Origin of the sequence: Aquincola tertiaricarbonis (genome assembly GCF_023573145.1) — a bacterium.
In the GTDB taxonomy this organism is placed as follows: Bacteria; Pseudomonadota; Gammaproteobacteria; order Burkholderiales; family Burkholderiaceae_C; genus Aquincola; species Aquincola tertiaricarbonis_B.
The window spans coordinates 172197-197996 of record NZ_CP097635.1 but is presented as its reverse complement, the minus strand read 5'-3'; the positions used below and the strand labels follow the sequence as shown (position 1 = coordinate 197996).

Sequence of the window (25800 nt, the reverse complement as noted above, 5' to 3'; positions counted from 1 at the left end):
CGCACCCGTCTGCTGGCCGGGGTGATGCTGCCCCTGCTGGGCGCGGTGGCGGTGGACGGCTGGATCAGCTGGCGCGACGCCACCAGCACCGCCAGCCTGATGCAGGACCGCTTGCTGCTGGGCGCGGCCCGCATCGTGGCCGAGCAGCTGCAGTTTCAGGACGGCGCGCTGCCCAGCCAGGTGCCGCCGGCCGCGCTGGAGCTGTTCGAGGCCGGTGAGGCCGACCGCGTGTACTACCGCGTCACCACCGCGGCGGGCCGCATCGCCACCGGCTATGCCGAGCTGGCGCTGCCCGCCGGGCCGCTGCAGCCGGAGCTGCCGCACTTCTTCAGCACCCAGGTGCGCGGACAGCCGGTGCGCGCCGTGGCGTACCTGCAGCCGGTGCCCGGCGAGCAGGGGCTGGAGCCGGTGACGGTGGCGGTGGCGCAGACGATGAACGGCCATGCCGCGCTGGCGCGCAGCCTGTGGGCGCGCAGCATGGGCCAGCAGGCGTTGCTGCTGGCGCTGGTGGCGGGGCTGGTGCTGCTGGGCCTGCGGCGTGTGCTGCGGCCGCTGCTGGCGCTGCGCGACGCGGTGCTGGCGCGCGAGGCAGGCTCGCTGCAGCCGCTGGCGGTGCCGGCCCAGCCCGCCGAGCTGCAGCCGCTGGTGGCCGCCATCAACGACTATGCGCGCCGGCTGGACCAGTACGCCGGTGCGCAGCGCAGCTTCCTGCAGAACGCGGCCCACCAGCTGCGCACGCCGCTGACGGTGCTCACCACCCAGGTCAACTATGCGCTGCGTGCCGATGGCGCACAGCGGCAGGAATCGCTGGAAGCCATCCGCGGCACGGTGGCCCATTCGGGCCGGCTGGTGAACCAGATGCTGATGCTGAGCGCCGCCGAAGCGCAGGCCGAAGCAGGCGAGGGTGCCGAGGCGCCTGCCGCCACCGACCTGGTGCCGGTGCTGCAGCAGGTGCTGGAACAGCTGGCCGGCCAGGCCGAGGCGCGGCACATCGACCTGGGCTTCGAGCAGGAGCCGCCGGGCCCGGCCTGGGTGGCGGCCACGCCGCTGGCGCTGCGCGAGATCGCCACCAACCTGGTGGACAACGCGCTGCGCTACACGCCGCCCGGCGGCATCGTCACCGCGCGGGTGGAAGTGGCGGCGGGCGAGGTGCTGCTGCGGGTGGAAGACAACGGCCCGGGCATTCCGCCCGAGGAGCGCGAGCGGGTGTTCCAGCGCTTTTACCGCCTGCGCGATGCCGACTCCGCCGGCAGCGGCCTGGGCCTGCCCATCGTGCGCGAATTCGCGGCCCGCGTCGGCGCCACCGTGAGCCTGCACGACGGGCCGGGTGGGCGGGGGTTGGCGGTGGTGGTGAGGTTCAGCGCGGCTGGTTGAACGCGGTCACGAGCTCAGCCGTGCAGCGACTTGAGCGCCACTTCCGGCGCCGTGGACACGATCTTGAGCAGCGCCGCGGCAGGGCCCGTGGGGTGGCGCCGGTGCTGCTCCCAGTTCTGCAGCGTCCTCACGCTCACCCGCATGAGCTTGGCGAACTCGCTTTGCGACAGCCCGGTGCGCTCCCGCACGGCCTTGGCGTCCGGAGCACTCAGCTCATACCGCCGCGAGGGCTTTGCTTGGCCCTTCGCGATGGCCTGGGCCTCCTTCAGGCTGCCCACCAGCTCTTCAAACAACGTCTTGTCCATGCTCACAGCTCCTTGACCAGTTCCCGCAGGATGGCCGTCTCCTGGTCGCTCAGATCATCCTTCTTGGACTTCGGATACACCACCAGCATGTAGATCTGGTACCGGTCCTTGACCCAGTAGTAGATGGCCCGCACGCCGCCGCTCTTGCCTCGGCCCTGCACCGCGTGGCGCACCTTGCGGATGCCGCCGCCGCCCTTGATGAGGTCTCCGCACTCAGGGTCCTCCACCAGGGTATTCTGAGCTGAGCACGATCATCGCGGTGGCGGTAGCGGTGGTGGCCACGGTGTTGACGGCAGGGGCGTTGGCGAGGGCGACGGCCCCTGGCTTGGCGGGATTGTGGAGTTTCAGCAGGAACCGCCCGCACGGTGCCGCCGTTCTGCGCGCGCCGCCCCCACTTCTGCGTTGATCTCCTGCATCGACATCGGCTCCATGCCCGCCGCGGCCACCCGCTCGGGAATTGCCAGCAGCGAATCAGCGCAACTCCAGCCCCCGCGCGGTGAACTGCACCCGCGAAGCATCGGTCTTCAGGAACTCCTCCAGGTAGCCCTTGCCGGCCTTGCTGAGATTGGCCTGCGCGCGCTCAGCGTTCGGTGCGTCGGGGTTCTCCTTCAGCGCCATCTGCGTGGTGGCCGTCAGCATGCCCAGGATGGCCAGCTGCTCGTACATCTCCTGCTTCTGCTGCGCATCGGCGGCGGCGAAGTCGGGATTGCGGCGGATGATGCCGCGCATCTGCTGCACCAGCGGTGCAAAGTGCTCATCCGGGAAATCGCTCTGGTGGTACGCCATCCAGCTGCCCACCAGGAGCGCGGCGACGGCGCCGGCGACGTCGTAACGCGGCACGCCGAAGCGCTGCTCGATCTGATGGTAGCCAGCCAGCAGCTGCTTGAAGTTGCGCTCGGCCTGCGGGCGGGCGGCTTCGGGGTAGGCCTGGGCCAGCATGGCCGGCATGCGGCTGGCGCTCACGGGCTTGACGATGGTGCTGGTGTTGGTGCGCGAAACCGATGTGCCGCTGGCGTTGCTGCGGCCACGGTCCATGCCCTGCGGGTCGAAGTCGCCGCTCGCAAAGCCGCTGGCCAGGCGCCGCGCGGGCGGCTCCTTGCCCCAGTCTTTGCCGCGTGCCAGTTCCATGTTGCGCCGCAGGCCGTCGTAGATCTGGGGTTGCATCATCGCGTTGGTGAAGGCGCCGCCGTCCATCATGAAGGCGTTCTGCGCCCACGCGCCAGAGCCGGTGAGCAGGCCCGTGACCAGCAGGCCGGTGGCCAGCCGTCGCATGCGCTTTCGAATCATGTTGTTGCACTCCTTCATGTTGACTTGCATCTACGGAAAACGCCGAAAGGGCCCCGAAGGGCCCCGCGGCTGCAAGCGCTGCTGATCAGCCCTTGCGCGCCATCTGCGACAGGCCTTCGCCGATCGCCTTGATGGTGTTGGAGAAGCCGCTCTGCATCAGCGAGAACATCTGGCTGGTGGCCTGCATCTCGGTGGTGGCCGCCGCGTTGGCCTTGGCCGCCGACTTGCCTTCTTCACCGGCCGTCGAAGCGATCTTGTTCGACAATTCAACCATCTTCGAGGCCTTCTCGCCCAGCACTTCGCCCATGGCGGCGGCGATGGCTTCCAGCCAGCTGCCCGAGCCGGCGCGGCCGCTGCGGGCCTTGCTGCGGGTCTCGTCGCTGTTCTCCAGACCTTCGGAGCGCATCTTGGCCATGGCACGCTGCACGATGGCCTGGGCCGATTCCTGCGCGAACTGCTGCACCTCGGCGCCGGCCTGCTGCTCGACGAAGTTGTCGACGTCCGGGTCGCTGGCGGTGGTGTTGCCCGAGACCGCGCCGTCGACCACCGTGTTGACGATGTCGCGCACGAACTTCGGCATGCCGAATTCCTTCATCAGCGTGTCGGCCGCCATCTTCACCGCGGTGCCGATGGCCTGCGTCAGCAGGTTGCTCATCGAGCCGGCGATGGCCAGCGGCGGGAAGGCCAGGCTGGCCAGGCTTAGCAGCGAGCCGAAGATGTTGCCGCCACCAAACACGCTCTTCAATGCTCCAGACATGCTTCTCTCCTACTAGGTGATCGAGGCGGGTGCCGGCCCTCCGGACCCCGCGCCGCGCTGCACTTCGTTGGCAGCGCTGACGGAGTGCATTGCAAGCGTTGCGGCCTTGGGCGTGTAGCTGGTGCGCGCCATAGCTAGGGTGCGCCCGTGTCCGTATCGCTGCCCGCGCCGGCCGGCCGCGTGGCTTCCAGCGGCGCGGGCCGCACGTCGGCATCGATGAGGTTGATGGCCCCGGGCGTGACGCCCAGCAGGTACTCGCGGCCGCGGTGGCGCACGCTCACCAGGCGCTCGCGCGGGCCCAGGGCCACGCTGTGCAGCACCTGCGGCGCGCTGGCCGATGCGCTGCCTGCGCGGCCTGCCTGCAGCCGCTTGAGCAGGCGCAGGCCCACCCAGGCCAGCAGCAGCACGAAGCCCAGCGCCAGCGCCGTGCTCAGCAGTTGTATGGACAAGCTGGGGGTGTCGGTCATGCGTCGGACCCGCGCCGCTGGCGCTCGCTGCGCGCCCACAGGATCACCTCGGCGATCACGTCGAACAGGTCGGCCGGCACCAGCTCGCCCACCTCGCCGCGCGCCAGCAGGTCACGCGCCAGGCCCACGTTGCGCAGGATGGGCACGCCGGCCTCCTCGGCTGCCTCGCGCATCTGGCGGGCCACCTCGTCCTCGCCCTTGGCGGCCAGCGTGGGCACCGGGCAGGTCTCGCGGTCGTAGTCGATGGCAATGGCCACGTGGGTGGGGTTGACCACCAGCACGTTGGCCTGCCGGGCAGCCTGGGCGGAGTTGCGCTGCGACCATTCTTCGTGCGCCTGCCGGCGCTGGGCCTTGATCATCGGGTCGCCTTCGTTGTCCTTGCCTTCCTGGCGGATGTCGCGGCGGCTCATGCGCATCTTCTTGGTGAAGCTCCAGCGCTGGTAGGCCGCGTCCAGCACCGCCACCAGCACGAAGACGACCACCGTCCATAGCAGCACCGGGCGCGCCACTTCCCACAAGGCGGTGCCCACCAGCGCGGGCCGTGTGCTCAGCGGCAGCAGGGCCACCTGCGGCAGCAGCGACCGCAGCACCAGCCAGCCGATGGCCAGCAGCAGCGCGGTCTTGGCCACCGCCTTGGCCACCTCCACCAGGTTGTCCATGGTGAACATGCGCTTGACGCCTTCCACCGGGTTCATGTTCTCCAGCTTGGGCTTGACCTTGTCCAGCGCAAACACCGGCCCGGCCTGCAGGAACTCGGTGAGCACGCCCACCGCCGCCACCGGCAGCAGCAGCCAGGCGCTGATGAGCAGCAGCGCCTGCAGCGCATGCGCCGCCAGCCGGGGCGCGGCCACGGCAAAGGGCTGCCCGATGCTGACCAGCGCGGCTTCCATCACCGCGCCCAGCTCGTGCGTCACCGGGCCCAGCGCCAGCACGGCCAGGCCGAACCACACCAGCAGCTCGACCGTGCTGGTGAGGTCCTTGCTCTTGGGCACCTGCCCCTTCTTGCGGGCATCCAGGAGCTTTTTCGGTGTGGGCTGTTCGGTCTTGTCGCCGCCGTCGTTCTTGTCCGCCATGGTGCTCCGTTGAGCGGGGCTGCGGCCATGGTGCAGCACCCCGCATGACAGGCGCATGAACCGCCGCAAAGACGGACCCGGCGCCCCGGCTGTCAGGGTTGCCATCGTCAGGGCAGGGCACAGGGCGTTGTCACTGAGTGCAACCACGGGCCTGCTGCAAGAGCCGTCCAGCCTGTCTAGGCAAGCGTGCGCGCTCGCGCGTTGTTAGTTACCGGGGGCATGGCCGCGGGCGTTAATCGCTTGAAACAAACCGGCAGCGTGCTGTCACGAAAGGCGGCGCCTGGGCCGGAAAGACTTCACACATGCCAACGCAAGCAGTCCTGCAGAAGCATTCCGGTGGTCGGCCCTTCATGCCGCAAGTCCAGGCCGCCATGGCGTCGTGGCTGGGCCTGGTGGCCTGGCTGGCCGTCGGCTCCGCCATGGCCCAGGCCACCGAGGGCTTGGCCTGCGAAGGGTGGACACCCGCCCAACGCGCCAAGTTCCGCCTGACGGCCGATGAAGCCTGCGCACGGCCTGCAATGCCTGCCCCGGCAGCCTCCGCCGCCACGCCGGCCCAGCGGCAAGCGCTGTACCTGAAGTTGTTCGAGATCGACGGCACGGCCGTGCGGGCCTTGCCGCCGGTGGCGCCTGTGCCGCCCAAGCCGGCCAGCGTGTGGACGCCGTCCACCCAGCCGGTGCCCGGCACGGCAGCGCCCCTGTCGATGAAGGGCCGCCCCGCGCTCGCACCGCAGGCGCTGCGGGCCATGCAGCTGGCGCCGCTGGTGGACGACACCGCACGCCGCTACGACATCGACCCGCTGCTGCTGCATGCCATCGCGCACGTGGAATCGCGCCACCAGGCGCAGGCACTGTCGCCCGCCGGTGCGCGCGGCCTGATGCAGGTGATGCCCACCACCGCGCGCCGCTTCGGGCTGCAGGCCGAAGCGGCCTTGAGCGACCCCGGTGCCAACCTGGCGGTGAGCGCGAGCTACCTCAAGCTGCTGCAACGCCGCTTCGATGGCGACCTGCCGCTGGTGCTGGCCGCCTACAACGCGGGCGAAGGCGCGGTGGAACGCCATGGCCGCCGCATACCGCCTTATGCCGAGACGCAGGGCTATGTGCAGCAGGTGATGCAGCGCTACCGCTGGCTGGCCGGCTTTGCGCCGCAGGCGCTACCCGCCCTGCAACGGGTGGCCCAGCCATGACCACGCCACTGCATCACGGCGCCGCCGCCCGGCGCTCGAGCGTCAGCGACCTGCTGCTGGTGGCCGGCGTGCTGGCCATCATGGCGATGATGGTGCTCACGCTGACGCCGCTGCTCATCGACGCGATGGTGGCCGTGAACATCGCCATCGGCGTGCTGCTGCTGCTGGTGTCGCTGTACATCAGCTCGCCGCTGGAGTTCTCGGTGTTTCCCAGCGTGCTGCTCATCACCACGCTGTTCCGGCTGGCGGTGTCGGTGGCCACCACCAAGCTCATCCTGCTGGAAGGGCATGCCGGCCACATCATCGACGCCTTCGGCCACATGGTGGCGGGCGGCAGCCTGGTGGTGGGCCTGGTGGTGTTCCTCATCATCACCGTGGTGCAGTTCATCGTCATCGCCAAGGGCGCCGAACGGGTGGCCGAGGTGGCGGCCCGCTTCTCGCTGGATGCGATGCCGGGCAAGCAGCTGTCCATCGACTCCGACCTGCGCTCGGGCCTGCTGGACAAGGACGAAGCCCGCCGCAAGCGCCGCGAGCTGGAGCTGGAAAGCAAGCTGCACGGCAGCCTGGACGGCGCGATGAAGTTCGTCAAGGGCGATGCCATCGCGGGCATCGTCATCATCGTCATCAACCTGCTGGGCGGCCTGGGCGTGGGCGTGCTGCAGCAGGGCATGCCGGTGGGCGCGGCGCTGGTCAAGTACTCGGTGCTCACCATCGGCGACGGCATGGTGGCGCAGATCCCGGCGCTGCTGGCGGCCATGTCGGCCGGCCTGATCGTCACCCGCGCGGGCGACGACGAGCAGGACCGCCACCTGGGCGACGCCATCGTGCGTCAGGTGGGGGCCAAGCCGCGGGTGCTGCTGGTGGCCGGCGGCCTGTGCCTGCTGCTGGCGCTGGTGCCCGGTTTTCCCTGGTACGTGTTCGCGCTGCTGGGCCTGGCCTTTGCCGCCGCGGGCGCGCTGCTGATGCCCGCGCTGCGGGCGCGCTGGCTGCAGTTCTCGCGGCCCGCGCGTGAATCGCTGCTGCGCCGCAAGGACACGCCGCCCACGGTGCTGCACACCGCGCCGCCGGTGCCGCGGCCCAGCTCGGCGCTGCAGCTGGAAGTGCCGGCCACGGCCTTGCAGCATGCCAGCGCACCGCGGTTGATGCAGGCGCTGGAAGCGATGCTGGACCGCATCAACCTGGAGCTGGGCCTGCCGCTGCCGCGGGTGGCGGTGCATGCCGTGCCGGCCGAAGGCTGGCGGCTGCTGGCCTTCGACGTGCCCATGGCCACCGGCGTGCTGCCCGCAGGCCTGCCGCCCGACCAGCTGGCGGCCTTGCTGGCCGAGTCGTCGCGCCAGGCGCTGCGGCGCCACCTGGCCTTGTTCTTCGGCACGCAGGAGGCCAGCGCCTGGCTGCACCGCGCTGGCCAGGACATGCCCGAGGTGGTGAAGGAAGTGCTGCGTGCGCTGCCGCTGCAGAAGGTGGCTGAGCTGTTGCGCCGGCTGGTGGAAGAGGAAGTGCCCATCCGCCATGCCCGCGACATCCTGGAAGCGTTGGCCGATGCCGCGCAGCGCGAGAAAGATGTGTATGCGCTGACCGAGCTGGCCCGCATCGCGCTCAAGCGCCAGCTCAGCCACCGCTGCGCGCCCACCGGCCGGCTGCGCGCCGTGCTGCTGATGCCCGACCTGGAAGAACAGCTGCGGCAGGCCGTGCGCGTGAGCAACGGCGTGCAGCAGCTGGCCCTGGAACCGCAGCAGGCGCAGGCGGTGATCGCTGCCCTGGTGCAGTCGGTGCAGGCCCATCAACCCGCGGCCGTGGTGGCGGCGGTGGACATCCGGCGCCACGTGCGCAAGCTGATCGAGAACGAATGCTTCGACACCCCTGTGCTGAGTTTCCACGAGCTGGTGCCCACGCTGCAGCTCGACGTGGCCGACCGTGTGGCCGCCCCGGGCGCGCCGATGCTGGAGGCGGCATGAAACGCGTCTGGCTGACCTGGCTGGTGGCCCTGCTGGCGGCCGTGCTCACCGCGCTGATGGCCGCGCCGCCCGCTCAGGCCATGCCCATTCCCTTCGCGGACCGCGAAGTGCAGCTCACCGCGCGCGAGCAGCCGATCGCCGCCTTCCTGCAGGACCTGTTCGGCCTGGTGGACGTGCCGGTGTCGGTGAGCCCCAGCGTCAAGGGTGCGGTCAATGGCAGCTTCAGCGGCCCGGCGGCGCGGGTGTGGCGCAACATCGCCCGCGCCTTCAACCTGGTGGAGTACTACGACGGCGCGGTGCTGCACATCTATGCGCCGGCCGACATGGTGACGCGCACGCTGCCGGTGGCGCCTTCGCTGGCGGCCCGGGTGCAGCGCAACGTGCTGGAGATGCGGCTGCCCGATGCCCGCAACACCGTGCGCAGCACCGAAGACGGCACGTTGATCGTCAGCGGCACCCGGCGCTTCATGGAGCAGGTGGAGGAGATCACCCGCGCGCAGCTGGTGAGCGACCGCACCGGCCCGCCCAGCGGCTTCAAGGTGTTCTACCTGCGTTATGCGTGGGCGCAGGACGTCAGCATCAGCTTCGGTGGCCGCCAGGTGGTGCTGCCGGGCGTGGCCAGCATCGTGCGGGCGATGATGAGCTCGCAGTCGCGCAGCCAGGTGGCGGTGCAGTCGCTTGAGCAGCCGGCCGCCGGCACCGTGCCGGGCCTGCGCGGGCAGCGTGCGGCCCGGCCTTATGGCGGCAATACAGCTGGCACCGCCGGCCAGGGCACGCTGGGCGGGCCCCAGGCCGATGCGGGCATGGCCTCGGGGCCGGTGCTGGCCGCGGCCTATGGCGCTCCTGGCGTCGCTGGCGCCATGCCCAACGCCGCCGCCGGCTCGGCGCTGCCGCCGCTGGCACCGCAGGCCTTGTCGCTGGCCGATGGCGCGATGGTGCGGGTGGAGGCCGATGCCCGGCTCAATGCCGTCATCGTGCGTGATGCCCCCGACCGGCTGGCGCAGTACGAGCAACTGATCTCGGCGCTCGACATCGAGCCACAGACGCTGGAGATCGAAGCCACCATCATCGACGTCAACACCGAGCGGCTGAAGGAGCTGGGCATCAACTGGCGCTACTCGCGCGGCCGCAGCTCGCTGCTGTTCGGCCGTGGCGATGCCAGCGACCGCGGCCTGGCGCCGGGCACCGCGCCGGCCGACATCACGCCCGTCGGCCGCGGCGGCTTCGTCTCCGCCGTGCTGGGCGATGCGCGTGAATTCATCGCCCGCGTCAACCTGCTGGAAGACCAGGGCGCGGCCAAGGTGGTGTCCAGCCCGCAGGTGCTCACGCTGTCCAACGTGGAGGCGGTGTTCGACAACAGCAGCACCTTCTACGTTCGCGTGGCGGGCCGTGAAGACGTCGACCTCTTCAACGTCTCGGCCGGCACCACGCTGCGCGTGACGCCGCATGTGTTCAAGGACAACGGCGAGGTGCGCATCAAGATGCTGGTGTCCATCGAGGACGGCGCCTTGTCCAGCACCCGCGTGGTGGACACGCTGCCGGTGGTCGAGCGCTCGGCCGTCAACACCCAGGCGCTGATCTTCGAAGGCGAAAGCCTGCTGCTGGGCGGCATCACCCGCGAGTCCAGCAACGACGGCGTGACCAAGGTGCCGGGCCTGGGCGACGTGCCGGTGCTCGGCAACCTGTTCCGCAACACCAGCCAGGGCACCAGCCGGGTGGAGCGCATGTTCCTCATCTCGCCGCGGCTGTCGGCCGGCCGGCAGGCAAGGGCGGCGGTGCCCCCGGCGCCGCCGGTGCCCGCCCCGCCCGCCGTCACCGCCCCGGTGGCCCCTGGTGGGCTGCCGCCCGAGCAGCCGCTGCCCCCGACGCCCACCTCCCGCTGACCATGCACCCGCCCGTCGAATCCGATCTGCCGCTGGCCGACGCGGCCAGCCACGGCCTGCAACTGCAGGTGCTGGCCGGCCCGCAACGCGGCGCCTGCGCGCCGGTGCCGCCGGGGCTGCCGTTCACGTTGGGCGGCAGTGCCGATTGCGACATCGTGCTGCGGGGCCTGGCCGGCCTGCCGCTGGCGCTGCGCTTGTGCCTGCAGCCGCAGGCGCTGTCGGTGCAAGTGCTGCAAGGCCGGGCCCAGGTGGCCGGCCAGTCGCTGTCCGCAGGCCAGAGCACGCATTGCGCGCCCGATGCCGAATTGGTGCTGGGCCCGGTGCGCGTCGGCCTGGTGCGGGCGATGGACGCGGCGGACCAGCCGCAGCCCGAGGCTCGCCAGGCCGCCGCGCAGACCCCTGACGGCGCTTGGCCACCGCTGGCCACGGCCACCGATGAAGTGCTGGCGCCCAGCGCGACGGCCCGCCGCACGCCGTGGTGGGCCGGCCGTCGCGGTTGGCAGGCCCTGGTGGCCGGCGGTGGTGCGCTGGCCGCGGTGTCGGTGGGCATGCTGGCCTCGGCCTACACCCAGCCGGCCGCGGCCCCGGCGCGTGAGCCGCTGGCGCAGCAGGCGCAGGCCACGCTGCAGGCGGCCGGGCTGGGTCAGCTGCGGGTGCGGCCCGACGCCGAAGGCCATGGCCTGCTGGTCACCGGCTACCTGGACACCGGCGCCCAGCGCGCGCAGGCCGAGCAGCTGTTGGCCGCGCAGCCATTGCCGGCCCGCTGGCAGGTGCATGTCAACCAGCAGGTGGCCGATGCGGTGGCCGACGTGTACCGCATCAACGGCGTGCCGGCGCAGGCCCGCGCGGTGGGCGAGGGCGCGGTGGCCGTCACCACCCGGGAGGCCGATGCCAGCCGCCTGGAGCGGGTGCGCGATGCCGCCCGCCGCGACGTGCCCGGCCTGGCCGCGATCGACGCGCGCAACCTGCCGCCGCCGGCGCCACCCGGCCCGGTGCCGGTGGTGGACGACCCCGGCAAGCGGCTCGCGTCCATCGTGCCGGGTGAGCCGCCTTATGTCGTCACCGCCGACGGCACCCGTTATTTCGAAGGTGCGCTGCTGCCCACGGGGCATCGCATCGCCGGCATCGAGCGGCACCGCGTGCTGCTGGATCGGGACGGCGCCGTGACGCCGCTCGTGTTCTGAGAAACCCCCGCTTCAGCGGGCACATGCAGGAGAGCAAGCAATGAGCAATTCCATCGATCCCATGGGCATGGTGGCCCTGGCGCCCTTGAGCACCAGCAGCAGTGGCGGCAAATCGCGCGAGGGCAGCTGGTACGAGGCCATGGCCACCGCCTGGGGCCAGACGCTGGACCGCAAGGCCGCCGACCTGGAGTCCATCTCGGGCCGCATCATCGACGGCGACGACAAGCCCGCCACCGTGACCATGCTGAGCACGCAGGCCATGCAGATGGGCTTCCTGTCCACCAGCTCGCACTCGACCATCACCTCGGCCGGTGAAGCGCTGAAGACCATGGCGCAGAAGAACTGACGGGGCGGCGATGCTGAATGCTTCCTTCGCTTCCTTGCCGGGCATCGACGCTGCCGGCATGGGCGGCGCCACGCCGGCGCTGCGGGCAGGCTATGGCCTGTCGCTGGCCGACGTGGGCGCCTTTGCGCAGGCCATGAGCCGTGCGCAGGGCGCGGCCGCCGGCTCGCCAGTCACGGTGCAGCCGGCCGCGCACACCCAGGCGCCGGGCCGCGGCATGCAAGCGCTGTTCAAGCCGCTGGAAGCCATCAATGCCCAGGCCAGCGGCCTGCAGCAGGCGGCCGACGCAGCGGTGGCCGGCGGCCAGCCGATGTCGCCCGGCCAGATGGTGCAGCTCACCGTGCGCTGCCATGAGTTCATGTTCCATTGCCAGCTGATGTCGAACGCGGCCAACCGCACCTCCGACGGGCTGCAGCAGCTGTTCCGCCAGCAGGCCTGACCCCGGCCCGCGCAGGAGACCTTTGCGATGCGACCTCCCATGCCTTCTTCCCCGCGCCGTGCCGCGCTGGCCTGCGCCCTGGCCGCCGCCTTGCTGGCCGGCTGCGGCGAGCAGGAGCTGTACGGCGGCCTGAGCGAGCGGCAGGCCAACGAGATGGTGTCGGTGCTGCGCCAGGCCGGCATCGAGGCCGACAAGGCCGGGCGCGAGGCCGGCAGCTTCGCCGTCACCGCGCCGAAGGACAGCTTTGCGCGGGCCATCGCCACGCTCAACGCCAGCGGCTACCCGCGCGACGGCTTCGACAGCCTGGGCCAGGTGTTCAAGAAGGAGGGTTTCGTCTCGTCGCCGCTGGAAGAACGCGCGCGCCTCAATTACGCGCTGTCGCAGGAGATCGCCAACACCTTGCACAGCATCGATGGCGTGGTGGTGGCGCGGGTGCACCTGGCGGTGCCCGAGAAGGACCTGCTGGCCGACAAGCCGCCGCCGGCCTCGGCCTCGGTCTTCATCAAGCACCGCCCGCAGGTCGACATGAGCGGCCGGCTGGGGCAGATCAAGGCGCTGGTGGTCAATTCCATCGAAGGCCTGCCCTATGACAACGTGACCGTGGCGCTGTTCCCGGCCGAGCCGGGGCCGCTGCGGGCCGCAGCGCCCGAGGGCCTGGCCGGCTGGGCGGCCGACGGTCGCTCGCCGTGGGCCGTGCTGGCCGGTGTGCTGGGCGGCGTGGCGCTGCTCAGCGGCATCGCCGGCTGGTGGCTGTGGCACCGGCCGCGCAGGGCCGCGCGCCTGCCCGGGCTGCCGGTGGCGGGCACCGGCGTCGAGCCGGTCGAGGCCGCTGCACCCACGGCGGCTCCACCCACGCTGCGCCGCGCGGCCTGACGATGATGAACCCCGCATTGCTGGAAGCCGCCACCACTGCCCGCGCCCGTCGGGCCGCCGCCGCACGCGTGCTGGCCGATGCGCCGCGCCGGGCCCAGCTCGGCTGGTCCGACCTGTCGGCCTGGCCCGCCTGGGCCCAACTGCCCGCGGCCGAGCGCGACACCTGGCTGTGCGCCGTCGGCGCCTGGTTCCATGCCGCCGCGCTGCGGCAATGCATCGACGGCCGGGTGTTGCAGCAGCTGCAGGCCTTGATCGGCAGTTCCGAAGCGACGCGGCTGTTGCAGGCCGGTGACGATGCCGGCGCCAGCGCAGCCCCGCACGCACCCCCCTGGACGGCCACCACGCTGCCCGCGCTGCTGGCCCAGGCCGGCCGGGAGGCGGCGCTGGCCGCAGTGCCTTCGCCGGTGCTGCGGTTGATGCTGCGCGAAGCCTTCTGGCCCGACACGCTGGCGCCGCTGCCGGCCATCGACACTGCCGCGGCGGTGGGGGCCGTGGCGGCCGCGGGTCACGTGGAGGCACGGCCATGACGGCGCCTGGGTTCATTGCGGTGCACCGCAGCGCGCTGGGCAGCCTGAGCCTGGGCCGGGCCTGGCTGTCGGCCGACGAGCTGACCGCCTGCCACAGCGCCACCGCGCTGCTGGCGCGCCTGGAAAGCCTGGCCACCCGGCGTGAGGCGGAGCTTCAAGGCGCCCGTGATGCGGCCCACGCCCAAGGGCTGACCGAAGGCCGCGCCGAAGCCCTGCGCCAGGCGGGCCCGCAACTGGCCGAGGCCTGGCAGCAGGCCGCCGACGATGCCGTGCTGCAGGCGGCCGAGCTGCGCCAGGCCGCGGTGGCGCTGGCGCTGCAGATCGTCGAGCGCATCACCGCCGAACTGGCGCCGGCCGAGGTGGTGGCCGCGCTGGCGCGCCGCGCCGCCGAGGCGCTGGCGCCGGAACAGCCGGCGGTGCTGCGTCTGCACCCCGAGGTGGCGCAGGCCCTCAGTGCGCTGCCCGGCCTGGCCGACGGCAGCCGCCTGCAGCTGCGGCCCGATGCCACGCTGGCGCCGCTGGACTGCGTGTTCGACACCCCCGCCGGGCAGCTGATCGCCGGCCTGCCGCAGCAGCTGCAGCGCCTGGGCGGGCAGCTGCAGGCCGCCGCGGCGCAGGAGGTGGCATGACTGGTAACCTGTCTAGACAAGTCGATCCGGTGGCCCATGGCGCGCAGGCCGCCACGCTGCTGGGCCCCGCCGTGTGGCAGGCGCTGCAGCATGGCCGGCCGCTGGGCCAGCGTGGCCGGGTGGTGCAGGCCTTCGGCACCACGCTGCGGGTGAGCGGCCTGCAGGCCCGCATCGGCCAGCAATGCCTGGTGTGGGACGCCCGCGGCGCGCGGCTGCCGGCCGAGGTGGTGGGCTTGTCGCATGGCGAAGCCATCCTGGTGCCGCTGGGCAGCCTGGACGACGTGGCCGCCGATGCCTGGGTGGAGGTGGTGTCCGATGCGCCCGCCGTGCCCTGCGGCAGCGTGCTGCTGGGCCGGGTGCTGGACGCCTTCGGCCAGCCGCTGGACGGCCAGCCGCTGCCTGCGCAGGGCCTGGCCTGGCGGCCGGTGCAGGCGCCCGCGCCCAACCCTTTGCAGCGGCTGCCGGTGCAGCAGGTATTCGCCACCGGCGTCAAGGCCATCGATGCCGCGCTCAGCATTGGCGAAGGCCAGCGCGTGGGCGTGTTCGCCACCGCCGGCGGCGGCAAGAGCACGCTGCTGGGCATGCTGGCCCGCCAGGCCGAGAGCGATGTCAACGTGGTGGCGCTGATCGGCGAGCGTGGCCGCGAAGTGCGCGAGTTCCTGGACGACAGCCTGGGCGCCGCCGGCCTGGCCCGCTCGGTGGTGGTGGTGGCCACGTCGGAGCGCCCGGCGATGGAGCGGCTGCGCGCGGCGCAGGCGGCCACCGCCATCGCCGAGGGCTTCCGCGCCCAGGGCGCGCGGGTGATGCTGCTGATGGATTCCGTCACCCGCTATGCCCGTGCGCTGCGCGAGATCGGCCTGTCGGTGGGTGAGCCGCCGGTGCGCCGGGGCTTCCCGCCCTCGGTGTTCGCCGAGCTGCCGCGCCTGTTTGAACGCGCGGGCAACGACGCCCATGGCTCGATGACCGCGTTCTACACCGTGCTGGCCGAAGACGAAGACGGCAGCGACCCGGTGGCCGAGGAGGTGCGCTCCATCCTCGACGGCCACATCGTGCTGTCGCGCGAGCTGGCGCAGGCCGGCCATTACCCGGCCATCGACGTGCCCGCCAGCGCCAGCCGCGTGTTCAACCGCGTGGCCCAGCCCGACCACCAGGCGGCCGCCCTTCGGCTGCGCGCGCTGATGGCCAAGCAGGCCGAGATCCGGCTGCTGCTGCAGGTGGGCGAATACCAGCGCGGCGCCGATGCGCTGGCCGACGAGGCCATCGCCCGCTGGCCCGACATCCAGGCGCTGCTGCGCCAGCGGCCCGATGAAGCCAGCGCCTGGGACGAAACCCTGCAGCAGCTGCAGCAGGCGGTGGGCTGACCCGCCGCCGCACGAGGAACCCCGATGAACGCACCTGCCCACGACTTGCACGACCTGAGCCAGCTGCAGCGCCTGCGACAGCTGCGCGAGGAAGCGGCCCGCCGCCAGTGCGCGGCCCTGCGCCAGGCCCGCGACGAAGCGCGGGTGGCCATCGCCCGGCGCCAGCAGACCATCCATGAGCTGCGGCGCGACATCGCCGCCCAGGCCCGCCACCTGGCCGGCGAAGGCGCGAGCGCGCTGCCGCAGCTGGGTCGCATCGCCGCCGCTCACCGCGAATGGCTGGACGACCGGCTGGAGCGGGCTGAGTACGCGCTGATCGACGACGAAGACGCGCTGGAGGCGGCCGAGGCCCGCCTGGCCGAAGCCGAGGCCGCGCTGCGCCGCTGCAGCGCCCAGTGCCAGGCGGTGCAGGACCTGCGCGACGATGCCCGCCGCCGGCTGCTGCGGCTGCAGGACCAGAAGCTGGAACGTGAACTGGAGCCGCAGCGCCGCCATCCGCTGACCGGAGCCTGGGCATGAGGACGACCGAACGCCAGCCTGCGCCGCGGCCGCCCGAGGCGGCGGCCGTCTCCCGGCCACAGGATGCAGGCAGCGAAGCGCACCGCCGCTTCCAGCACGCGCTGCGGCGGGCGGAGCAGGGCCGTGAACCTGAACCGACGGACGACGGCGTGGACCCGGACCGCTCGCCGCTGGGTGCCATGGCCGCGGCGCAGACCTGCACGCCGGCCCCGCAGCCAGATCCGGAGGCGGCACCGCGCAGCGATCTGCCCCGCATGAGCCCTGCGGCACCCCCGACGCGCCCGCTCCGCGCGGCCCCTGCCGACGCCCCTGCCGACGACGTCGTATCACCCCGGCCCGCCGAGTCCGCCCTGGCCACCTCTTGCGGCCTGCCATTCACCGCGACTGCTTTCCAAGGGGTGGTGACACCCCCCGATGCCGCGCCCCCCGCACCGCCGGCGCCGCCCAGCGCCACCTGGCTGGCGCTGCAGCGCTCGGCGCAGGCCAGCGAAGGCCCCAGTGCGCAGTGGCGGCTGCTGCTGCCCGATGGCGCCGGGCCCGCGCAGGCCGTGGCGCTGCAGCGCAGCGCGGGCGGTCGGCTGGGGGTGCAGGTGCAACCCACGGCCACCACCAGCCCCGAGGCGCTGGAGCGCCTGCGCGGGCGCCTGGCCCGCCATGCGGCCCATCTGGACGACGGACCCCAAGAAGAAGCCCAGCCATGACCTCGACCTCTTCCCCCACCGACCTGCGCGCCGCCGCACTGGCCGACCGCCTGGCCGCCAGCTTCGGCGAGCTGCTGATGGGCGGCGCTGCCACCGATGCCGACGACCTGGCCCCGCTCACGGTGCTGCCGGCCGCCCAGGCCACTGCGCCACAGCAGCTGGCGGCGGCGCACCCCGGCGGCCCGGCCGCGCGCCAGCAGGCGCTGGCCTTGTACCGCCGCTGCCTGGCGCACTACCGGCAGCGCCTGCAGTCGGGCCTGCCCGAAGACGACGTCGGCCAGGCGGCTGCCTACTTCGTGCTGGCCTGCGTGGCTGCGTTGCAGCAGATCGACGTCAGCCCTGCCCAGCTGGCGCTGGTGGAACGGCAGATGCGCCGGCTGCTGGGCCAGCACCCGGCCTGGGCGCAGGCAGCGGCCACCGAACGCCAGGCCTTGTTCGAGCAGTTCGCGGTGCTGGGCATGCTGGTGGGCGAAAGCCAGCACGAAGCCCGCCGCCAGGGCCCGGCCGCTCGCGTCAACGTGCAAAACGCCGCCCGCGGCTACCTGCGCCAGCTGCTGGGCCTGCAGCCCGACCACCTGCACCTGGGCGACCACGGCCTGACCCTGCGCCTGCCGGCGCAGCCGCTGGCCGAGGCGCTGAAGGCGGCCGGCCAGGCATGAGCGCGGACGCGATCACGCCCTTGGGCGGCGGCGAGTCCGGCGTCGGCAGCCTGGCCGAGCGCTGGCAGCAGGTGGCCGCCGCCGTGGCGCAGCCGGCCGAAGGCGCTGGCCAGCCGGGTGAAGCATCGGCCTCCACCGGCACGCAGGAAGGCGCCGGTGCGACGGGGTCACAGGCTGTGGCCGATGCGGCGCACCGCCTGCCGACCACCGGCCCCGGCACGGCGGTCAGCCCCTCAGCGCTGCTCAGCGGCCTGCCACCGGCACCCGCAATGGCGCAGGCCGGTCAGGCGGTGGTGGCTGCGGGCCTTGCGCAGGCTACGGCAGGCTGGCCAGGCCCCGCGTCAGCGGCCTTGGCGGCTCCCTCGGCGCCTTCCCCGGGCCGTCCCGCAACCCCTGCTGCGGAGCCCACGACCGCGTCGGGCGGACTGGCGGCGCCCGCCACCGCCGCCGCGCTGGCCCAGCCCTCCGCCAGCCACGGCGCCGGTGCGCGCAGCGCCGTGGCCACTGCGGACACCGTGCAGGTGCCGGTGACCTTGTCGCCGCTGTTCACCACGCCGTCGCCGCTGCCGCGCCGCCCCGCATTGCCGACCCGCCTGCACCCGCCGGTGCGCCGTGTGCACCCGCTGGGCGATGACGCCCCGGCCGGCCAGGACGCAGCGGCCGACGAAGATCACCCCCAGGAGACCGACGCCGCCGACCCCGCGGCGTTGGCCGCCACCGGGGCATCGGCCCAGGAAGCCGATGCACCGGTGCTCGGCGCTCCCGCGGCGCCGCCGGACCTGGCGGCCTGGCGGGCGCGGCTGCAGCAGGCCGGCCACCAGCCGCTGCTGCGTGAGCTGGAGCTGCGCCGGTACATCCTGCTGGTGTGCCCACAGCCCGCGGTGGCCGGTGAACCGAGCCGGCGTGCGACGGCCTGGTTGCTGGGGGGCCCGCAGCACGCGGTGCTGGCTCTGCCCGCCCGCTGGGTGGCCCCGGCCCCACTCGGCCTGCCCGCGCAGTGGCGGCTGCACCGCACCACAGGCGGTGCGCTGGACGGCTTGCGCAGCCGCCCGCCGGCCCCCGGCACCGCGGGCACGGCACCGGTCATCGGCTGCCGCATCGGCTTTGGCGATGTGCCCGCGCTGCCCGACCCGGCCCATGCCCACCTGTCTCTGGCGCAGCCGCGCCGCTTCCTGCGCGGGCTGGCCGGCCAATGGAGCCTGCTGCTGCTGGTGGAGCCCGAGGGCCTGGCCGCATGACCGAGCTGCGCACCCCCCGCCACCGCGCCGCCACCGCGCTGGACGATGCGCGCCGCCGCGAGCAGGAGGCCATGCGGCTGGCGCTGGACGCCTTCGACTGCGGCCTGGCGCTGGTCGACCTGACCCACCGCCGGCTGCCCTGGTGCAGCCCCGCCTTCAGCAGCCATTGCTGCGTGCAGGCCGAGGCGCCGCTGGCCGCGCTGGAGCCCCGGCTGCCCGGCCTCACCGCCTTGCTGGTGCGCCTGGTGCGCGGCAGCGCGCTGCGGCTGGACCTGCCGGCCGATCGCCTGGCCGAAGGCCTGTATGCCCAGGCTACGCTGGTGCGCCCCGGCCTGGCCGCGGTGCGCCTGCTGTGGACCCGCGATGAAGCCGCGGCGTCCGCCGAAGCCATGCCCGTCGACACGGCGCCCGCGGTGGCGGCGCCGGCCGAGCCTGCGCCCCTGCCGCACTCGGCCGCCGACGAGCAGGCCGAAGCCGCCCGCCGCCACCTGGAAGACCGCGAGAAGCTGCTGTTCACTTCCCGCGCGCTGTCGGTGGGCGAGATGGCTTCCACCCTGGCGCATGAACTCAACCAGCCCATCGGCACCGTGGCCAACGTGCTGCGCGGCCTGCGCATGCGGCTGGAACGCCCGGCCGCCCGCAGCGAAGAGTTGCTGACCGGCGTGCAGCTGGCGCTGGACCAGGCGCTGTTCGCCTCGCGCATCATCGCCCGCATCCGCGAGTACACCCAGGCCCGCGGCCCGCGGTTGCAGCGGCTGGAGCTGGGCCAGGTGGTGCGCGAATCGCTGGCGCTGCTCGATTGGGAGGTGCGGCGCGACGGCATCGAGGTGCAGCTGGAACTGGCCCCGCGGCCCTGCCCGGTGCAGGGCGACGAGGTGATGCTGCAGCAGATCTTCGTCAACCTGATGCGCAATGCCATCGAGGCCATGCGCGACAACCCGCCCGATGCCCATGGCCGCGTGCCGCGCCGGCTGGCGCTGCGCTTGAGCGTGGAACGCTCCGGCCGTGAAGCCGTGCTGCGCCTGCGCGACAACGGCTGCGGCCTGCCCAGCGACGACGCGGCCCAGCTGTTCGTGCCCTTCCAGTCCAGCAAGCCCAACGGCATGGGCATCGGGCTGAACATCTGCCGATCGTTCGCCGAGCTGCATCAAGGCCGGCTCTGGTTCAGCCGCAACGAGGGGCCTGACGGCCAGCCCGAGCGCGGCTGCAGCTTCCACCTGGCGCTGCCGCTGCTGCCGGCCGAAGCGCCCAACGCCCCCGGGAGAACGACATGAACACCGCCCCCCAACCTGGCCACCCGACCGACGCCTCTACGCGCACCATCTTCATCGTCGACGACAACGCCGACTTCCGCAGCTCGGCCCACTGGTGGCTGGCCGGCGCCGGCTACGAGGTGGTGGACTTCGCCGACCCCGCCGAGGCCCTGGCCGGCCTGTGCAACGCCCGCCCCAGCGGCCCCGCCTGCGTGCTGCTGGACGTGCGCATGCCCGGCATGAGCGGCCTGGACCTGCACGACCGCCTGCGCGCGCAAGGCATGCCCTGGCCGGTGGTGTACATGACCGGCCACGGCGATGTGCCGCTGGCCGTGCAGGCCATGCAGCGCGGCGCGGTGAGCTTCCTGGAAAAGCCGTTCGCCGACCAGGCGCTGGAAGAGGCGCTGGACCGCGCCTTCCATGCCAGCGCGGTGCCTGCCGCCGCCGTGGTGCCGGTGCCGCCGGCGGCCATGCAGCCGGTGCCGGCCACCGCGCCGGGGGCTACCGCCGTGCCCGCTGTGGAAGAGCCGGCCCGGCAGGCCTGGCAGCAGCGCCTGGCGCGCCTGACGCCGCGTGAGCGTGAACTGCTGGGCTGGGTGGTGGAGGGCAAGCTCAACAAGGTCATCGCCGACCGCATGGGCATCAGCATCAAGACGGTGGAGCTGCACCGCAAGCGCGTGATGGACAAGCTGCAGGCCAGCTCGGTGACGCACCTCATCACCATGGTGGTGAGCGGCCGGGTGGCATGACGTCGCCGCCGTCCCCCTGGCGATACGCCTGCGCGCTGGAAGGCGGGCGCCTGCTGCTGACGATGCCGCCTCCCGGCGGTGCACCGGCCGACGACGCCCCGCCCGACGCCGTGGCGCTGGCGCTGCGGCTGGCCGAGGCCGAACCCTGGCTGGCCGCGCTGCAGGCCTGGTGCGGCCAGCCGCTGGACCCGCAGCCGCTGGCAGAAGCCCCAGCCGCGCCGGCTGGCGCGGTGTTCGCGGGCCTGCTGCGGGCCGGCGCACCGCAAGCGGCCGATGGCCTGGCGGGCGAAACCGCTTCCGAGCCGCTGGCCGCCATCGCCGCCGAGCCGGCCACCGCGGGCCTGGCACCGGCCGGCACCCGGCTGTGGTGCCCGGTGGCCTGGCTGGCCGCGCAACCCGCGCCGCCCGCGGGCCTGCTGCAGGTGCCTGAGCTGGCCTTGCAGGTGGAGCTGGCCTGCTACCCCGCCGACCAGCTGCCCGCCGATGCCGGCGAGGCGCCGGGCGCCTTGCTGCTGCCCGGTGCCTTCGAGGCGCGCTGGCCGGTGCGGCTGCGCGCGCCACGCTGGGGCCTGGCCTGGCCGGCCACCTGGGGCGGACCCGGCACGCCGGTGGCGCCTGCCTCACCAAGGCCGCTGGTGGATGACAAGCAGGACCACCAGGACGCGCAGGACGCTGAGCCGGCCTGGCGCGTGGTGCTGGCCGAGCCCTGGATGCTGAGCCTGCCCGCCTTGCTCGGCTGGCCCGCACCCGATGGCGAGGCCGCGCCGTCACCCCTCAGGCCCGACGGTCTGGCCCGCCTGCAAGGCCCGGGCGTGGACCGGCTCGGCCAGGTGGTGCCGGTGCTGCAGGGCGCGGCCTGGGTGCCGGTGGCCATGGCAGCGCCAGAGGAGCCTGCATGGACCTGAACCAGTTCACGCCCTCGTCGGCGCTGGTCACGGTCATCGTGCTGGCGCTGGCGCCCTTCGTTGCGGTGATGGTCACGTCCTTCACCAAGATCATCGTGGTGCTGAGCCTGCTGCGCAATGCGCTGGGCCTGCAGCAGGTGCCGCCCAATGTGGTGCTCAACGGCATGGCCATCGTGCTCAGCCTGTACGTGATGTTCCCGGTGGGCCAGCAGATGGCCGAGCGCGTGGGCAGCGTGCAGGGCCTGGGCAGCAGCACCGAATCGCTGCTGGCCGCGGCCGACCGCGCCAAGGAGCCGCTGCGCGAGTTCCTCATCCGCCATTCGCATCCGCGTGAGCGGGCCTTCTTCCACCGCACCGCGCAGAAGTCGCTCAGCGCCGACCGCGCCGCGCAGGTCAGCGAACGCGACTTCATCGTGGTGCTGCCGGCCTTCACCGTCAGCGAGCTGTCCACGGCCTTCCAGATCGGCTTCCTGATCTTCCTGCCCTTTCTGGTGATCGACCTGGTGATCAGCAACATCCTGATGTCCATGGGCATGCAGATGCTGACGCCCACCACCGTCTCGCTGCCTTTCAAGCTGCTGCTGTTCGTGCTGGTGGACGGCTGGATCAAGCTGGTGCACGGCCTCGTGCTGTCCTACGCATGAGCCCGAGGAGAACCCACCCATGATGCAGAGCGAAGCCTTGCAACTGACCTACCAGGCACTGTGGCTGGTGCTGCTGCTGTCGGCACCGCCGGTCATCGTGGCGGCCATCATCGGCCTGGTCATCGCCTTCCTGCAGGCGGCCACGCAGATCCAGGAGCAGACCTTCCAGTACGCGGCCAAGTTCTTCGCCATCGTGCTCACCATCTTCCTCACCGCTTCGCTGCTGGGTGGCACGCTGCTGCAGTACACCGACACGGTGATGAGCGGCTTTGCCGGCATGGTGCGGCGCTAGCGCATGGACCTGTTCGCCCCCATCGGCTCACTGGGCGACGTGGCGCTGCTGGTGGGCCTGGCCACCACCCGCATCGCGGTGGCCTTCGTGCTGCTGCCGGTGCTGGCGCCCGACACGGTGCCGGCCCTGGTGCGCAATGCCATGTTCCTGTCGCTGGGCTGCCTGACGCTGGCGCTGCAGCCCACGGTGGCGCTGGCCGGCTTCGGCGCGCTGCAATGGCTGCTGCTGTTCGGGCGTGAGGCGGTGCTGGGCCTCGCGCTGGGCTTCGGCCTGGCCGCCTTTCTGTGGGCCTTCGAGGCCGCGGGCCAGATCGTCGACACCAAGGTGGCGGTGGGCAACGGCCAGCTGATGGACCCGATGTCGGGCCAGCAGGTCTCGGTCACCGGCGCGCTGCTGGGCCGGCTGGCCGGCTTTCTCTTCATGTTCGGCGGTGGCTTCATGCTCTTCATCGGCGTGCTGCTCGAGAGCTTCCGCGCCTGGCCGCTGGCCCAGCCCGGCCTGCTGCCGCGCTTGCAGGGCCTGGGCGTGTTCGAGGGCTATCTGCACGAGCTGATGGCGCTGGCCTTTCTGCTGGCCGCGCCCGCGCTGGTGGTGATGTTCGCGGTCGACCTGTCGCTGGGCCTGGTCAACCGCTATGCGCCGCAGCTCAACGTCATCGCGGTGTCGATGTCGCTCAAGGCCCTGGCGGCCACCGCCATCTGGCTGCTGCTGCTGGGCACGCTGGTGCAGGGCTTCGCCGACGAGCTGGCGCGCCGCATCGCGGCGGTGCTGCCCACGCTGGCCCGGCTGTTCCCGCCGGGCTAGGGCTGGCGTTCAAGTTCCGGTCGGCCGTTGCGGTGCACCCCAGCTGGGGCACACCCCGGCATGCGGCGCGGCGGTCTTGCTGCTGAAGTAGCGGTCGCAACGATCACCACCAGGAGCTTTCCCATGAACGTGCAGTCTGCTGCGGTGCTGTCCACCAGCGCCTTGTCCACCCGCGCCGCCGACCCCGGCAACCCGACGAACGCGGCAACCACCATGGTGGGTGGCAAGGTGCAGTTCGAGAACGACAACTACCGCATCACGATGGACGACGACAACACCGTCCGCATCCAGAACAAGAACACCGGCGAGGACTACCGCATCTGGGGCGACCCGCATGTGGACATCGACGGCAAGCACAGCTTCGACTTCTGGGGCACCACCACCTTCGCGCTGGACGACGGCACCAAGGTGACCATCGAGACCACGCCCTGGCAGGGCAATGCCGAGGCCACGGTGTCGTCCAAGGTCACCATCACCAACGAGGACTATGCGGTGCACGTCAGCGGCATCGACAGCAACACCCGCGGCGACCTGCAGTTCGAGGAGGCCAAGGGCTGGGGCCGGCTGGCCGACCTGGCGGTGGACGATGGCAACGTGCTGCACGAGAACCGCTTCGGCCAGGGCTTCCTGGCGCTGGACAGCGCCGGCCAGGTGCGCAAGGTCGACCAGCAGTACATCAACGAGACCGACCTGAAGAAGGGCGGCGCGCTGCAGGCGCAGTTCGCCGACGCCTTCCGCCAGATGGGCAGCCTGCTGTCCATCTTCTTCATCGGCAGCGTGGCCGCCAGCGTGGAAGCCGGCAGCGGCGACCGCCTGCGCCAGGCCTTCGTGCTCACCCCCCGCAGCGAGACCACAGGCTGGTTCCGCGCGCAGGCGGATTGAGCTGGGGTCGACCCCAGCTGGGGTGCACCCTGACTGGGCCGGGGCACCTGCCAGCGGCTAGCCTGAACACCTGCTTTCGCCGCCGCCATGAACGTCTCCGCCTTCCACGCCTCGGCCTTCCACGCCTCGACCATCTCCCGCCTGCAGGGCTTGTCGCCCGTCGCGGGCCCGCCGTCGGCCGCATCGGCCGCTGGGCCGGACCCGGCGGCGTGGCTGCTGGCCGACGACGGCGTGGGCGGCGCACTGCTGCAGGCCGGCCCGCGTTCGGCGCGGCTGGCCATCGATGCGCTGGAACAGCAGTTCCTGGCCGCGCTCACCCGCTCGCCCGGCGATGCAGGCTGAGGCCCTGACACTGCGTGAAGCCCCCGACTGGGCCGGTGCGGCCCAGTTGCTGATCGACGGATGTGCCCATGCCGATGGTGCGGCCGAACGCATCGAACTGCTGGAACGCCTGTGCGATGCGCTGGGCGACCAGCTGTACCCGGCCTTCCTCAAGGTGCTGTGCGTGGTGGCCACCCATGGCACCGACGCGGCCCAGGCCGCGGTGGCCCAGGCCCTGGTCGACGGCCTGGCCAGCGGCCGCGTGCCCAGCGGCCGGCGGCCGGCATGGGGCGCCCCGCCTTCGTGGACCGGTGGTGGCCCGGCCGGGCGTGGCGGCCAGGCGCTGGGGCCGGTGGAGTACCTGTGCGCCTGGTACGTCCAGGCCGAAGGCCCGGTGGCCGACCGGCGCGAGGCGTTCAGCGCTTCGCTGGGCAAGCTGCTGGGGCTGCTGTCGCGCAGCCAACGTGCTCGTGAGGGCTATGCCGCGCGGCTGTGCATGGTGGCCGACGATCCGATCGGCGGGGCCTTGTCGCGCGACACCCGCGCCGGGCTGCGGGCCCTGGCCCAGGCCTGGCAGGACGGCAGCGCGTACACCTTGACCGCCGCCACACAGGCTTTCATGGCCGCGGTGGCGGGTGGGCCAGGGCAGGGCGCTGGGGCGCCTACCAGTGCGCCGGGCAGGCCAGCCGCACCAGCGTCTGGCGGCTGCCACGGAACAGGCCGGTCACCGTGGGGCCGTTGCGGGTGAAGCCATGGTGGCGGTAGAAGGCCTGGGCTTCGGTCCAGGCGTCGGGCAGCTCCACCTCGCGGGCGCCGGCCTGCTGCACCGCAAAGCGCAGCAGCGCGCTGCCGATGCCCTGGTAGCGGTAGTCGGGCAGCACGTCGAGCAGCGCGATGCGCTCTTCCGCCACCGCGACGAAGGCCACCGGCGCACCGCGCGAGCTGGGGTAGGCATACACGCCCGAGACCTCCAGCAGCAGGCGGCGGATCTCGTGGTTGCAGCGGTAGAGCGGGGCCAGGCTGGCACGGCCCAGCAACTCGAACTCGCTTTTCTCCCAGATGTGCAGCAGCTCGGCGTGCTCCCGGGCGGGCACGGGGCGGATGGGCTGCACACGGTGCTGGATCAGCGCTTGCAAGGCGGGCCTCCTGAAGTGTCTAGTGAGAATGGTTCTCACTGTAGGCACGGGGGCCC

The 25800-nt window shown here is 72.5% G+C and carries 31 protein-coding genes; 24 read left to right on the top strand and 7 right to left on the bottom strand.

All coding sequences use genetic code 11. The annotated features are described in order from the left end of the window. The first annotated feature begins 24 nt into the window (after positions 1 to 24). Positions 25 to 1374, top strand: coding sequence for a sensor histidine kinase (locus tag MW290_RS00935; RefSeq protein WP_250195487.1), 1350 nt, complete (start codon positions 25 to 27; stop codon positions 1372 to 1374). 14 nt (positions 1375 to 1388) lie between these two features. Here the strand turns inward: MW290_RS00935 and nadS are convergent, their stop codons facing one another. From nadS to sctU, 6 genes are all read right to left on the bottom strand, one after another. Further along, positions 1389 to 1679 (bottom strand): NadS family protein, encoded by a 291-nt coding sequence (gene nadS, locus MW290_RS00930; RefSeq protein ID WP_250195486.1) that lies wholly within the window; start codon positions 1677 to 1679, stop codon positions 1389 to 1391. Positions 1680 to 1681: 2 nt separating this feature from the next. Beyond that, positions 1682 to 1906 (bottom strand): type II toxin-antitoxin system RelE/ParE family toxin, encoded by a 225-nt coding sequence (locus tag MW290_RS00925; protein ID WP_445659476.1) that lies wholly within the window; start codon positions 1904 to 1906, stop codon positions 1682 to 1684. Between the two features lie 244 nt (positions 1907 to 2150). Continuing rightward, the gene (locus tag MW290_RS00920; RefSeq protein ID WP_250195485.1) at positions 2151 to 2966 is read right to left on the bottom strand and encodes a DUF6683 family protein; all 816 of its coding nucleotides are present in this window, start codon (positions 2964 to 2966) and stop codon (positions 2151 to 2153) included. An 85-nt stretch (positions 2967 to 3051) separates the two neighbouring features. Beyond that, on the bottom strand, positions 3052 to 3723 hold the full coding sequence (locus MW290_RS00915; protein WP_250195484.1) for a hypothetical protein: 672 nt from the start codon (positions 3721 to 3723) through the stop codon (positions 3052 to 3054). Positions 3724 to 3857: 134 nt separating this feature from the next. Then, the gene (locus tag MW290_RS00910) at positions 3858 to 4190 is read right to left on the bottom strand and encodes a FliO/MopB family protein (RefSeq protein WP_250195483.1); all 333 of its coding nucleotides are present in this window, start codon (positions 4188 to 4190) and stop codon (positions 3858 to 3860) included. Then, on the bottom strand, positions 4187 to 5263 hold the full coding sequence (gene sctU / locus MW290_RS00905; RefSeq protein ID WP_250195482.1) for a type III secretion system export apparatus subunit SctU: 1077 nt from the start codon (positions 5261 to 5263) through the stop codon (positions 4187 to 4189). Before sctU ends, MW290_RS00910 begins: the two co-directional genes overlap by 4 nt. Positions 5264 to 5613: 350 nt before the next feature. Here sctU and MW290_RS00900 point away from each other — a divergent pair, with 350 nt between their 5' ends. From MW290_RS00900 to MW290_RS00790, 23 genes are all read left to right on the top strand, one after another. Then, positions 5614 to 6447: a lytic transglycosylase domain-containing protein gene (locus tag MW290_RS00900; protein ID WP_250195481.1), complete on the top strand. Its 834-nt coding sequence runs from the start codon at positions 5614 to 5616 to the stop codon at positions 6445 to 6447. After that, positions 6444 to 8402: an FHIPEP family type III secretion protein gene (locus MW290_RS00895; protein ID WP_250195480.1), complete on the top strand. Its 1959-nt coding sequence runs from the start codon at positions 6444 to 6446 to the stop codon at positions 8400 to 8402. The genes MW290_RS00900 and MW290_RS00895 overlap by 4 nt, the downstream gene beginning before the upstream one ends. Continuing rightward, a complete protein-coding gene (gene sctC, locus MW290_RS00890) occupies positions 8399 to 10285 on the top strand; it encodes a type III secretion system outer membrane ring subunit SctC (protein ID WP_250195479.1) in 1887 nt (628 codons plus the stop codon). Before MW290_RS00895 ends, sctC begins: the two co-directional genes overlap by 4 nt. Positions 10286 to 10287: 2 nt before the next feature. Then, complete coding sequence (locus tag MW290_RS00885) at positions 10288 to 11469, top strand: SctD/MshK family protein (protein WP_250195478.1); 1182 nt, start codon at positions 10288 to 10290, stop codon at positions 11467 to 11469. Positions 11470 to 11509: 40 nt separating this feature from the next. Continuing rightward, entirely contained in the window at positions 11510 to 11815 is a 306-nt protein-coding gene (locus MW290_RS00880; protein WP_250195477.1) for a hypothetical protein, read from the top strand. Positions 11816 to 11825: 10 nt separating this feature from the next. Continuing rightward, entirely contained in the window at positions 11826 to 12251 is a 426-nt protein-coding gene (locus tag MW290_RS00875; RefSeq protein ID WP_250195476.1) for an EscF/YscF/HrpA family type III secretion system needle major subunit, read from the top strand. Between the two features lie 39 nt (positions 12252 to 12290). Further along, positions 12291 to 13124 (top strand): type III secretion system inner membrane ring lipoprotein SctJ, encoded by an 834-nt coding sequence (gene sctJ / locus MW290_RS00870; RefSeq protein ID WP_250195475.1) that lies wholly within the window; start codon positions 12291 to 12293, stop codon positions 13122 to 13124. A gap of 5 nt (positions 13125 to 13129) precedes the next feature. Continuing rightward, positions 13130 to 13651 (top strand): hypothetical protein, encoded by a 522-nt coding sequence (locus tag MW290_RS00865; RefSeq protein WP_250196706.1) that lies wholly within the window; start codon positions 13130 to 13132, stop codon positions 13649 to 13651. Continuing rightward, on the top strand, positions 13648 to 14280 hold the full coding sequence (locus MW290_RS00860) for a FliH/SctL family protein (protein ID WP_250195474.1): 633 nt from the start codon (positions 13648 to 13650) through the stop codon (positions 14278 to 14280). The genes MW290_RS00865 and MW290_RS00860 overlap by 4 nt, the downstream gene beginning before the upstream one ends. Continuing rightward, positions 14277 to 15641, top strand: coding sequence for a FliI/YscN family ATPase (locus MW290_RS00855; protein WP_250195473.1), 1365 nt, complete (start codon positions 14277 to 14279; stop codon positions 15639 to 15641). The genes MW290_RS00860 and MW290_RS00855 overlap by 4 nt, the downstream gene beginning before the upstream one ends. A gap of 24 nt (positions 15642 to 15665) precedes the next feature. Continuing rightward, positions 15666 to 16160, top strand: a complete 495-nt coding sequence (locus tag MW290_RS00850; RefSeq protein WP_250195472.1) for a hypothetical protein — start codon at positions 15666 to 15668, stop codon at positions 16158 to 16160. Further along, positions 16157 to 16861: a hypothetical protein gene (locus MW290_RS00845; RefSeq protein ID WP_250195471.1), complete on the top strand. Its 705-nt coding sequence runs from the start codon at positions 16157 to 16159 to the stop codon at positions 16859 to 16861. Before MW290_RS00850 ends, MW290_RS00845 begins: the two co-directional genes overlap by 4 nt. After that, positions 16858 to 17520 (top strand): DUF6683 family protein, encoded by a 663-nt coding sequence (locus tag MW290_RS00840; RefSeq protein WP_250195470.1) that lies wholly within the window; start codon positions 16858 to 16860, stop codon positions 17518 to 17520. Before MW290_RS00845 ends, MW290_RS00840 begins: the two co-directional genes overlap by 4 nt. Next, on the top strand, positions 17517 to 18758 hold the full coding sequence (locus MW290_RS00835; RefSeq protein ID WP_250195469.1) for a hypothetical protein: 1242 nt from the start codon (positions 17517 to 17519) through the stop codon (positions 18756 to 18758). The genes MW290_RS00840 and MW290_RS00835 overlap by 4 nt, the downstream gene beginning before the upstream one ends. Next, the gene (locus MW290_RS00830; protein ID WP_250195468.1) at positions 18755 to 20032 is read left to right on the top strand and encodes a sensor histidine kinase; all 1278 of its coding nucleotides are present in this window, start codon (positions 18755 to 18757) and stop codon (positions 20030 to 20032) included. Before MW290_RS00835 ends, MW290_RS00830 begins: the two co-directional genes overlap by 4 nt. Beyond that, complete coding sequence (locus MW290_RS00825; protein WP_250195467.1) at positions 20029 to 20760, top strand: response regulator transcription factor; 732 nt, start codon at positions 20029 to 20031, stop codon at positions 20758 to 20760. Before MW290_RS00830 ends, MW290_RS00825 begins: the two co-directional genes overlap by 4 nt. Beyond that, complete coding sequence (locus tag MW290_RS00820; protein WP_250195466.1) at positions 20757 to 21665, top strand: hypothetical protein; 909 nt, start codon at positions 20757 to 20759, stop codon at positions 21663 to 21665. Before MW290_RS00825 ends, MW290_RS00820 begins: the two co-directional genes overlap by 4 nt. Continuing rightward, a complete protein-coding gene (gene sctR, locus MW290_RS00815; protein ID WP_310740119.1) occupies positions 21662 to 22309 on the top strand; it encodes a type III secretion system export apparatus subunit SctR in 648 nt (215 codons plus the stop codon). Before MW290_RS00820 ends, sctR begins: the two co-directional genes overlap by 4 nt. A 19-nt stretch (positions 22310 to 22328) precedes the next feature. Further along, positions 22329 to 22601 carry a type III secretion system export apparatus subunit SctS gene (gene sctS / locus MW290_RS00810; protein WP_250195464.1) on the top strand — a complete coding sequence of 91 codons (273 nt, stop codon included), beginning with the start codon at positions 22329 to 22331 and terminating at the stop codon, positions 22599 to 22601. Positions 22602 to 22604: 3 nt separating this feature from the next. After that, a complete protein-coding gene (sctT, locus tag MW290_RS00805; RefSeq protein ID WP_250195463.1) occupies positions 22605 to 23405 on the top strand; it encodes a type III secretion system export apparatus subunit SctT in 801 nt (266 codons plus the stop codon). Positions 23406 to 23528: 123 nt separating this feature from the next. Next, entirely contained in the window at positions 23529 to 24287 is a 759-nt protein-coding gene (locus MW290_RS00800; RefSeq protein WP_250195462.1) for a DUF1521 domain-containing protein, read from the top strand. An 87-nt stretch (positions 24288 to 24374) separates the two neighbouring features. Beyond that, positions 24375 to 24629, top strand: coding sequence for a hypothetical protein (locus MW290_RS00795; RefSeq protein ID WP_250195461.1), 255 nt, complete (start codon positions 24375 to 24377; stop codon positions 24627 to 24629). Then, positions 24619 to 25356, top strand: coding sequence for a hypothetical protein (locus tag MW290_RS00790; RefSeq protein ID WP_250195460.1), 738 nt, complete (start codon positions 24619 to 24621; stop codon positions 25354 to 25356). Before MW290_RS00795 ends, MW290_RS00790 begins: the two co-directional genes overlap by 11 nt. Here the strand turns inward: MW290_RS00790 and MW290_RS00785 are convergent. After that, positions 25271 to 25744, bottom strand: coding sequence for a GNAT family N-acetyltransferase (locus MW290_RS00785; RefSeq protein WP_250195459.1), 474 nt, complete (start codon positions 25742 to 25744; stop codon positions 25271 to 25273). The genes MW290_RS00790 and MW290_RS00785 overlap by 86 nt on opposite strands. Positions 25745 to 25800: the final 56 nt, after the last annotated feature.

Bases quoted from the DNA above. Each gene is read 5' to 3' on its own strand.
- MW290_RS00935 (WP_250195487.1), top strand. From the start codon at position 25: ATGCTGCCCCTGCTGGGCGCGGTGGCGGTGGACGGCTGGATCAGCTGG.
- nadS (WP_250195486.1), bottom strand. From the start codon at position 1,679: ATGGACAAGACGTTGTTTGAAGAGCTGGTGGGCAGCCTGAAGGAGGCC.
- MW290_RS00920 (WP_250195485.1), bottom strand. From the start codon at position 2,966: ATGATTCGAAAGCGCATGCGACGGCTGGCCACCGGCCTGCTGGTCACG.
- MW290_RS00915 (WP_250195484.1), bottom strand. From the start codon at position 3,723: ATGTCTGGAGCATTGAAGAGCGTGTTTGGTGGCGGCAACATCTTCGGC.
- MW290_RS00910 (WP_250195483.1), bottom strand. From the start codon at position 4,190: ATGACCGACACCCCCAGCTTGTCCATACAACTGCTGAGCACGGCGCTG.
- sctU (WP_250195482.1), bottom strand. From the start codon at position 5,263: ATGGCGGACAAGAACGACGGCGGCGACAAGACCGAACAGCCCACACCG.
- MW290_RS00900 (WP_250195481.1), top strand. From the start codon at position 5,614: ATGCCGCAAGTCCAGGCCGCCATGGCGTCGTGGCTGGGCCTGGTGGCC.
- MW290_RS00895 (WP_250195480.1), top strand. From the start codon at position 6,444: ATGACCACGCCACTGCATCACGGCGCCGCCGCCCGGCGCTCGAGCGTC.
- sctC (WP_250195479.1), top strand. From the start codon at position 8,399: ATGAAACGCGTCTGGCTGACCTGGCTGGTGGCCCTGCTGGCGGCCGTG.
- MW290_RS00885 (WP_250195478.1), top strand. From the start codon at position 10,288: ATGCACCCGCCCGTCGAATCCGATCTGCCGCTGGCCGACGCGGCCAGC.
- MW290_RS00880 (WP_250195477.1), top strand. From the start codon at position 11,510: ATGAGCAATTCCATCGATCCCATGGGCATGGTGGCCCTGGCGCCCTTG.
- MW290_RS00875 (WP_250195476.1), top strand. From the start codon at position 11,826: ATGCTGAATGCTTCCTTCGCTTCCTTGCCGGGCATCGACGCTGCCGGC.
- sctJ (WP_250195475.1), top strand. From the start codon at position 12,291: ATGCCTTCTTCCCCGCGCCGTGCCGCGCTGGCCTGCGCCCTGGCCGCC.
- MW290_RS00865 (WP_250196706.1), top strand. From the start codon at position 13,130: ATGAACCCCGCATTGCTGGAAGCCGCCACCACTGCCCGCGCCCGTCGG.
- MW290_RS00860 (WP_250195474.1), top strand. From the start codon at position 13,648: ATGACGGCGCCTGGGTTCATTGCGGTGCACCGCAGCGCGCTGGGCAGC.
- MW290_RS00855 (WP_250195473.1), top strand. From the start codon at position 14,277: ATGACTGGTAACCTGTCTAGACAAGTCGATCCGGTGGCCCATGGCGCG.
- MW290_RS00850 (WP_250195472.1), top strand. From the start codon at position 15,666: ATGAACGCACCTGCCCACGACTTGCACGACCTGAGCCAGCTGCAGCGC.
- MW290_RS00845 (WP_250195471.1), top strand. From the start codon at position 16,157: ATGAGGACGACCGAACGCCAGCCTGCGCCGCGGCCGCCCGAGGCGGCG.
- MW290_RS00840 (WP_250195470.1), top strand. From the start codon at position 16,858: ATGACCTCGACCTCTTCCCCCACCGACCTGCGCGCCGCCGCACTGGCC.
- MW290_RS00835 (WP_250195469.1), top strand. From the start codon at position 17,517: ATGAGCGCGGACGCGATCACGCCCTTGGGCGGCGGCGAGTCCGGCGTC.
- MW290_RS00830 (WP_250195468.1), top strand. From the start codon at position 18,755: ATGACCGAGCTGCGCACCCCCCGCCACCGCGCCGCCACCGCGCTGGAC.
- MW290_RS00825 (WP_250195467.1), top strand. From the start codon at position 20,029: ATGAACACCGCCCCCCAACCTGGCCACCCGACCGACGCCTCTACGCGC.
- MW290_RS00820 (WP_250195466.1), top strand. From the start codon at position 20,757: ATGACGTCGCCGCCGTCCCCCTGGCGATACGCCTGCGCGCTGGAAGGC.
- sctS (WP_250195464.1), top strand. From the start codon at position 22,329: ATGATGCAGAGCGAAGCCTTGCAACTGACCTACCAGGCACTGTGGCTG.
- sctT (WP_250195463.1), top strand. From the start codon at position 22,605: ATGGACCTGTTCGCCCCCATCGGCTCACTGGGCGACGTGGCGCTGCTG.
- MW290_RS00800 (WP_250195462.1), top strand. From the start codon at position 23,529: ATGAACGTGCAGTCTGCTGCGGTGCTGTCCACCAGCGCCTTGTCCACC.
- MW290_RS00795 (WP_250195461.1), top strand. From the start codon at position 24,375: ATGAACGTCTCCGCCTTCCACGCCTCGGCCTTCCACGCCTCGACCATC.
- MW290_RS00790 (WP_250195460.1), top strand. From the start codon at position 24,619: ATGCAGGCTGAGGCCCTGACACTGCGTGAAGCCCCCGACTGGGCCGGT.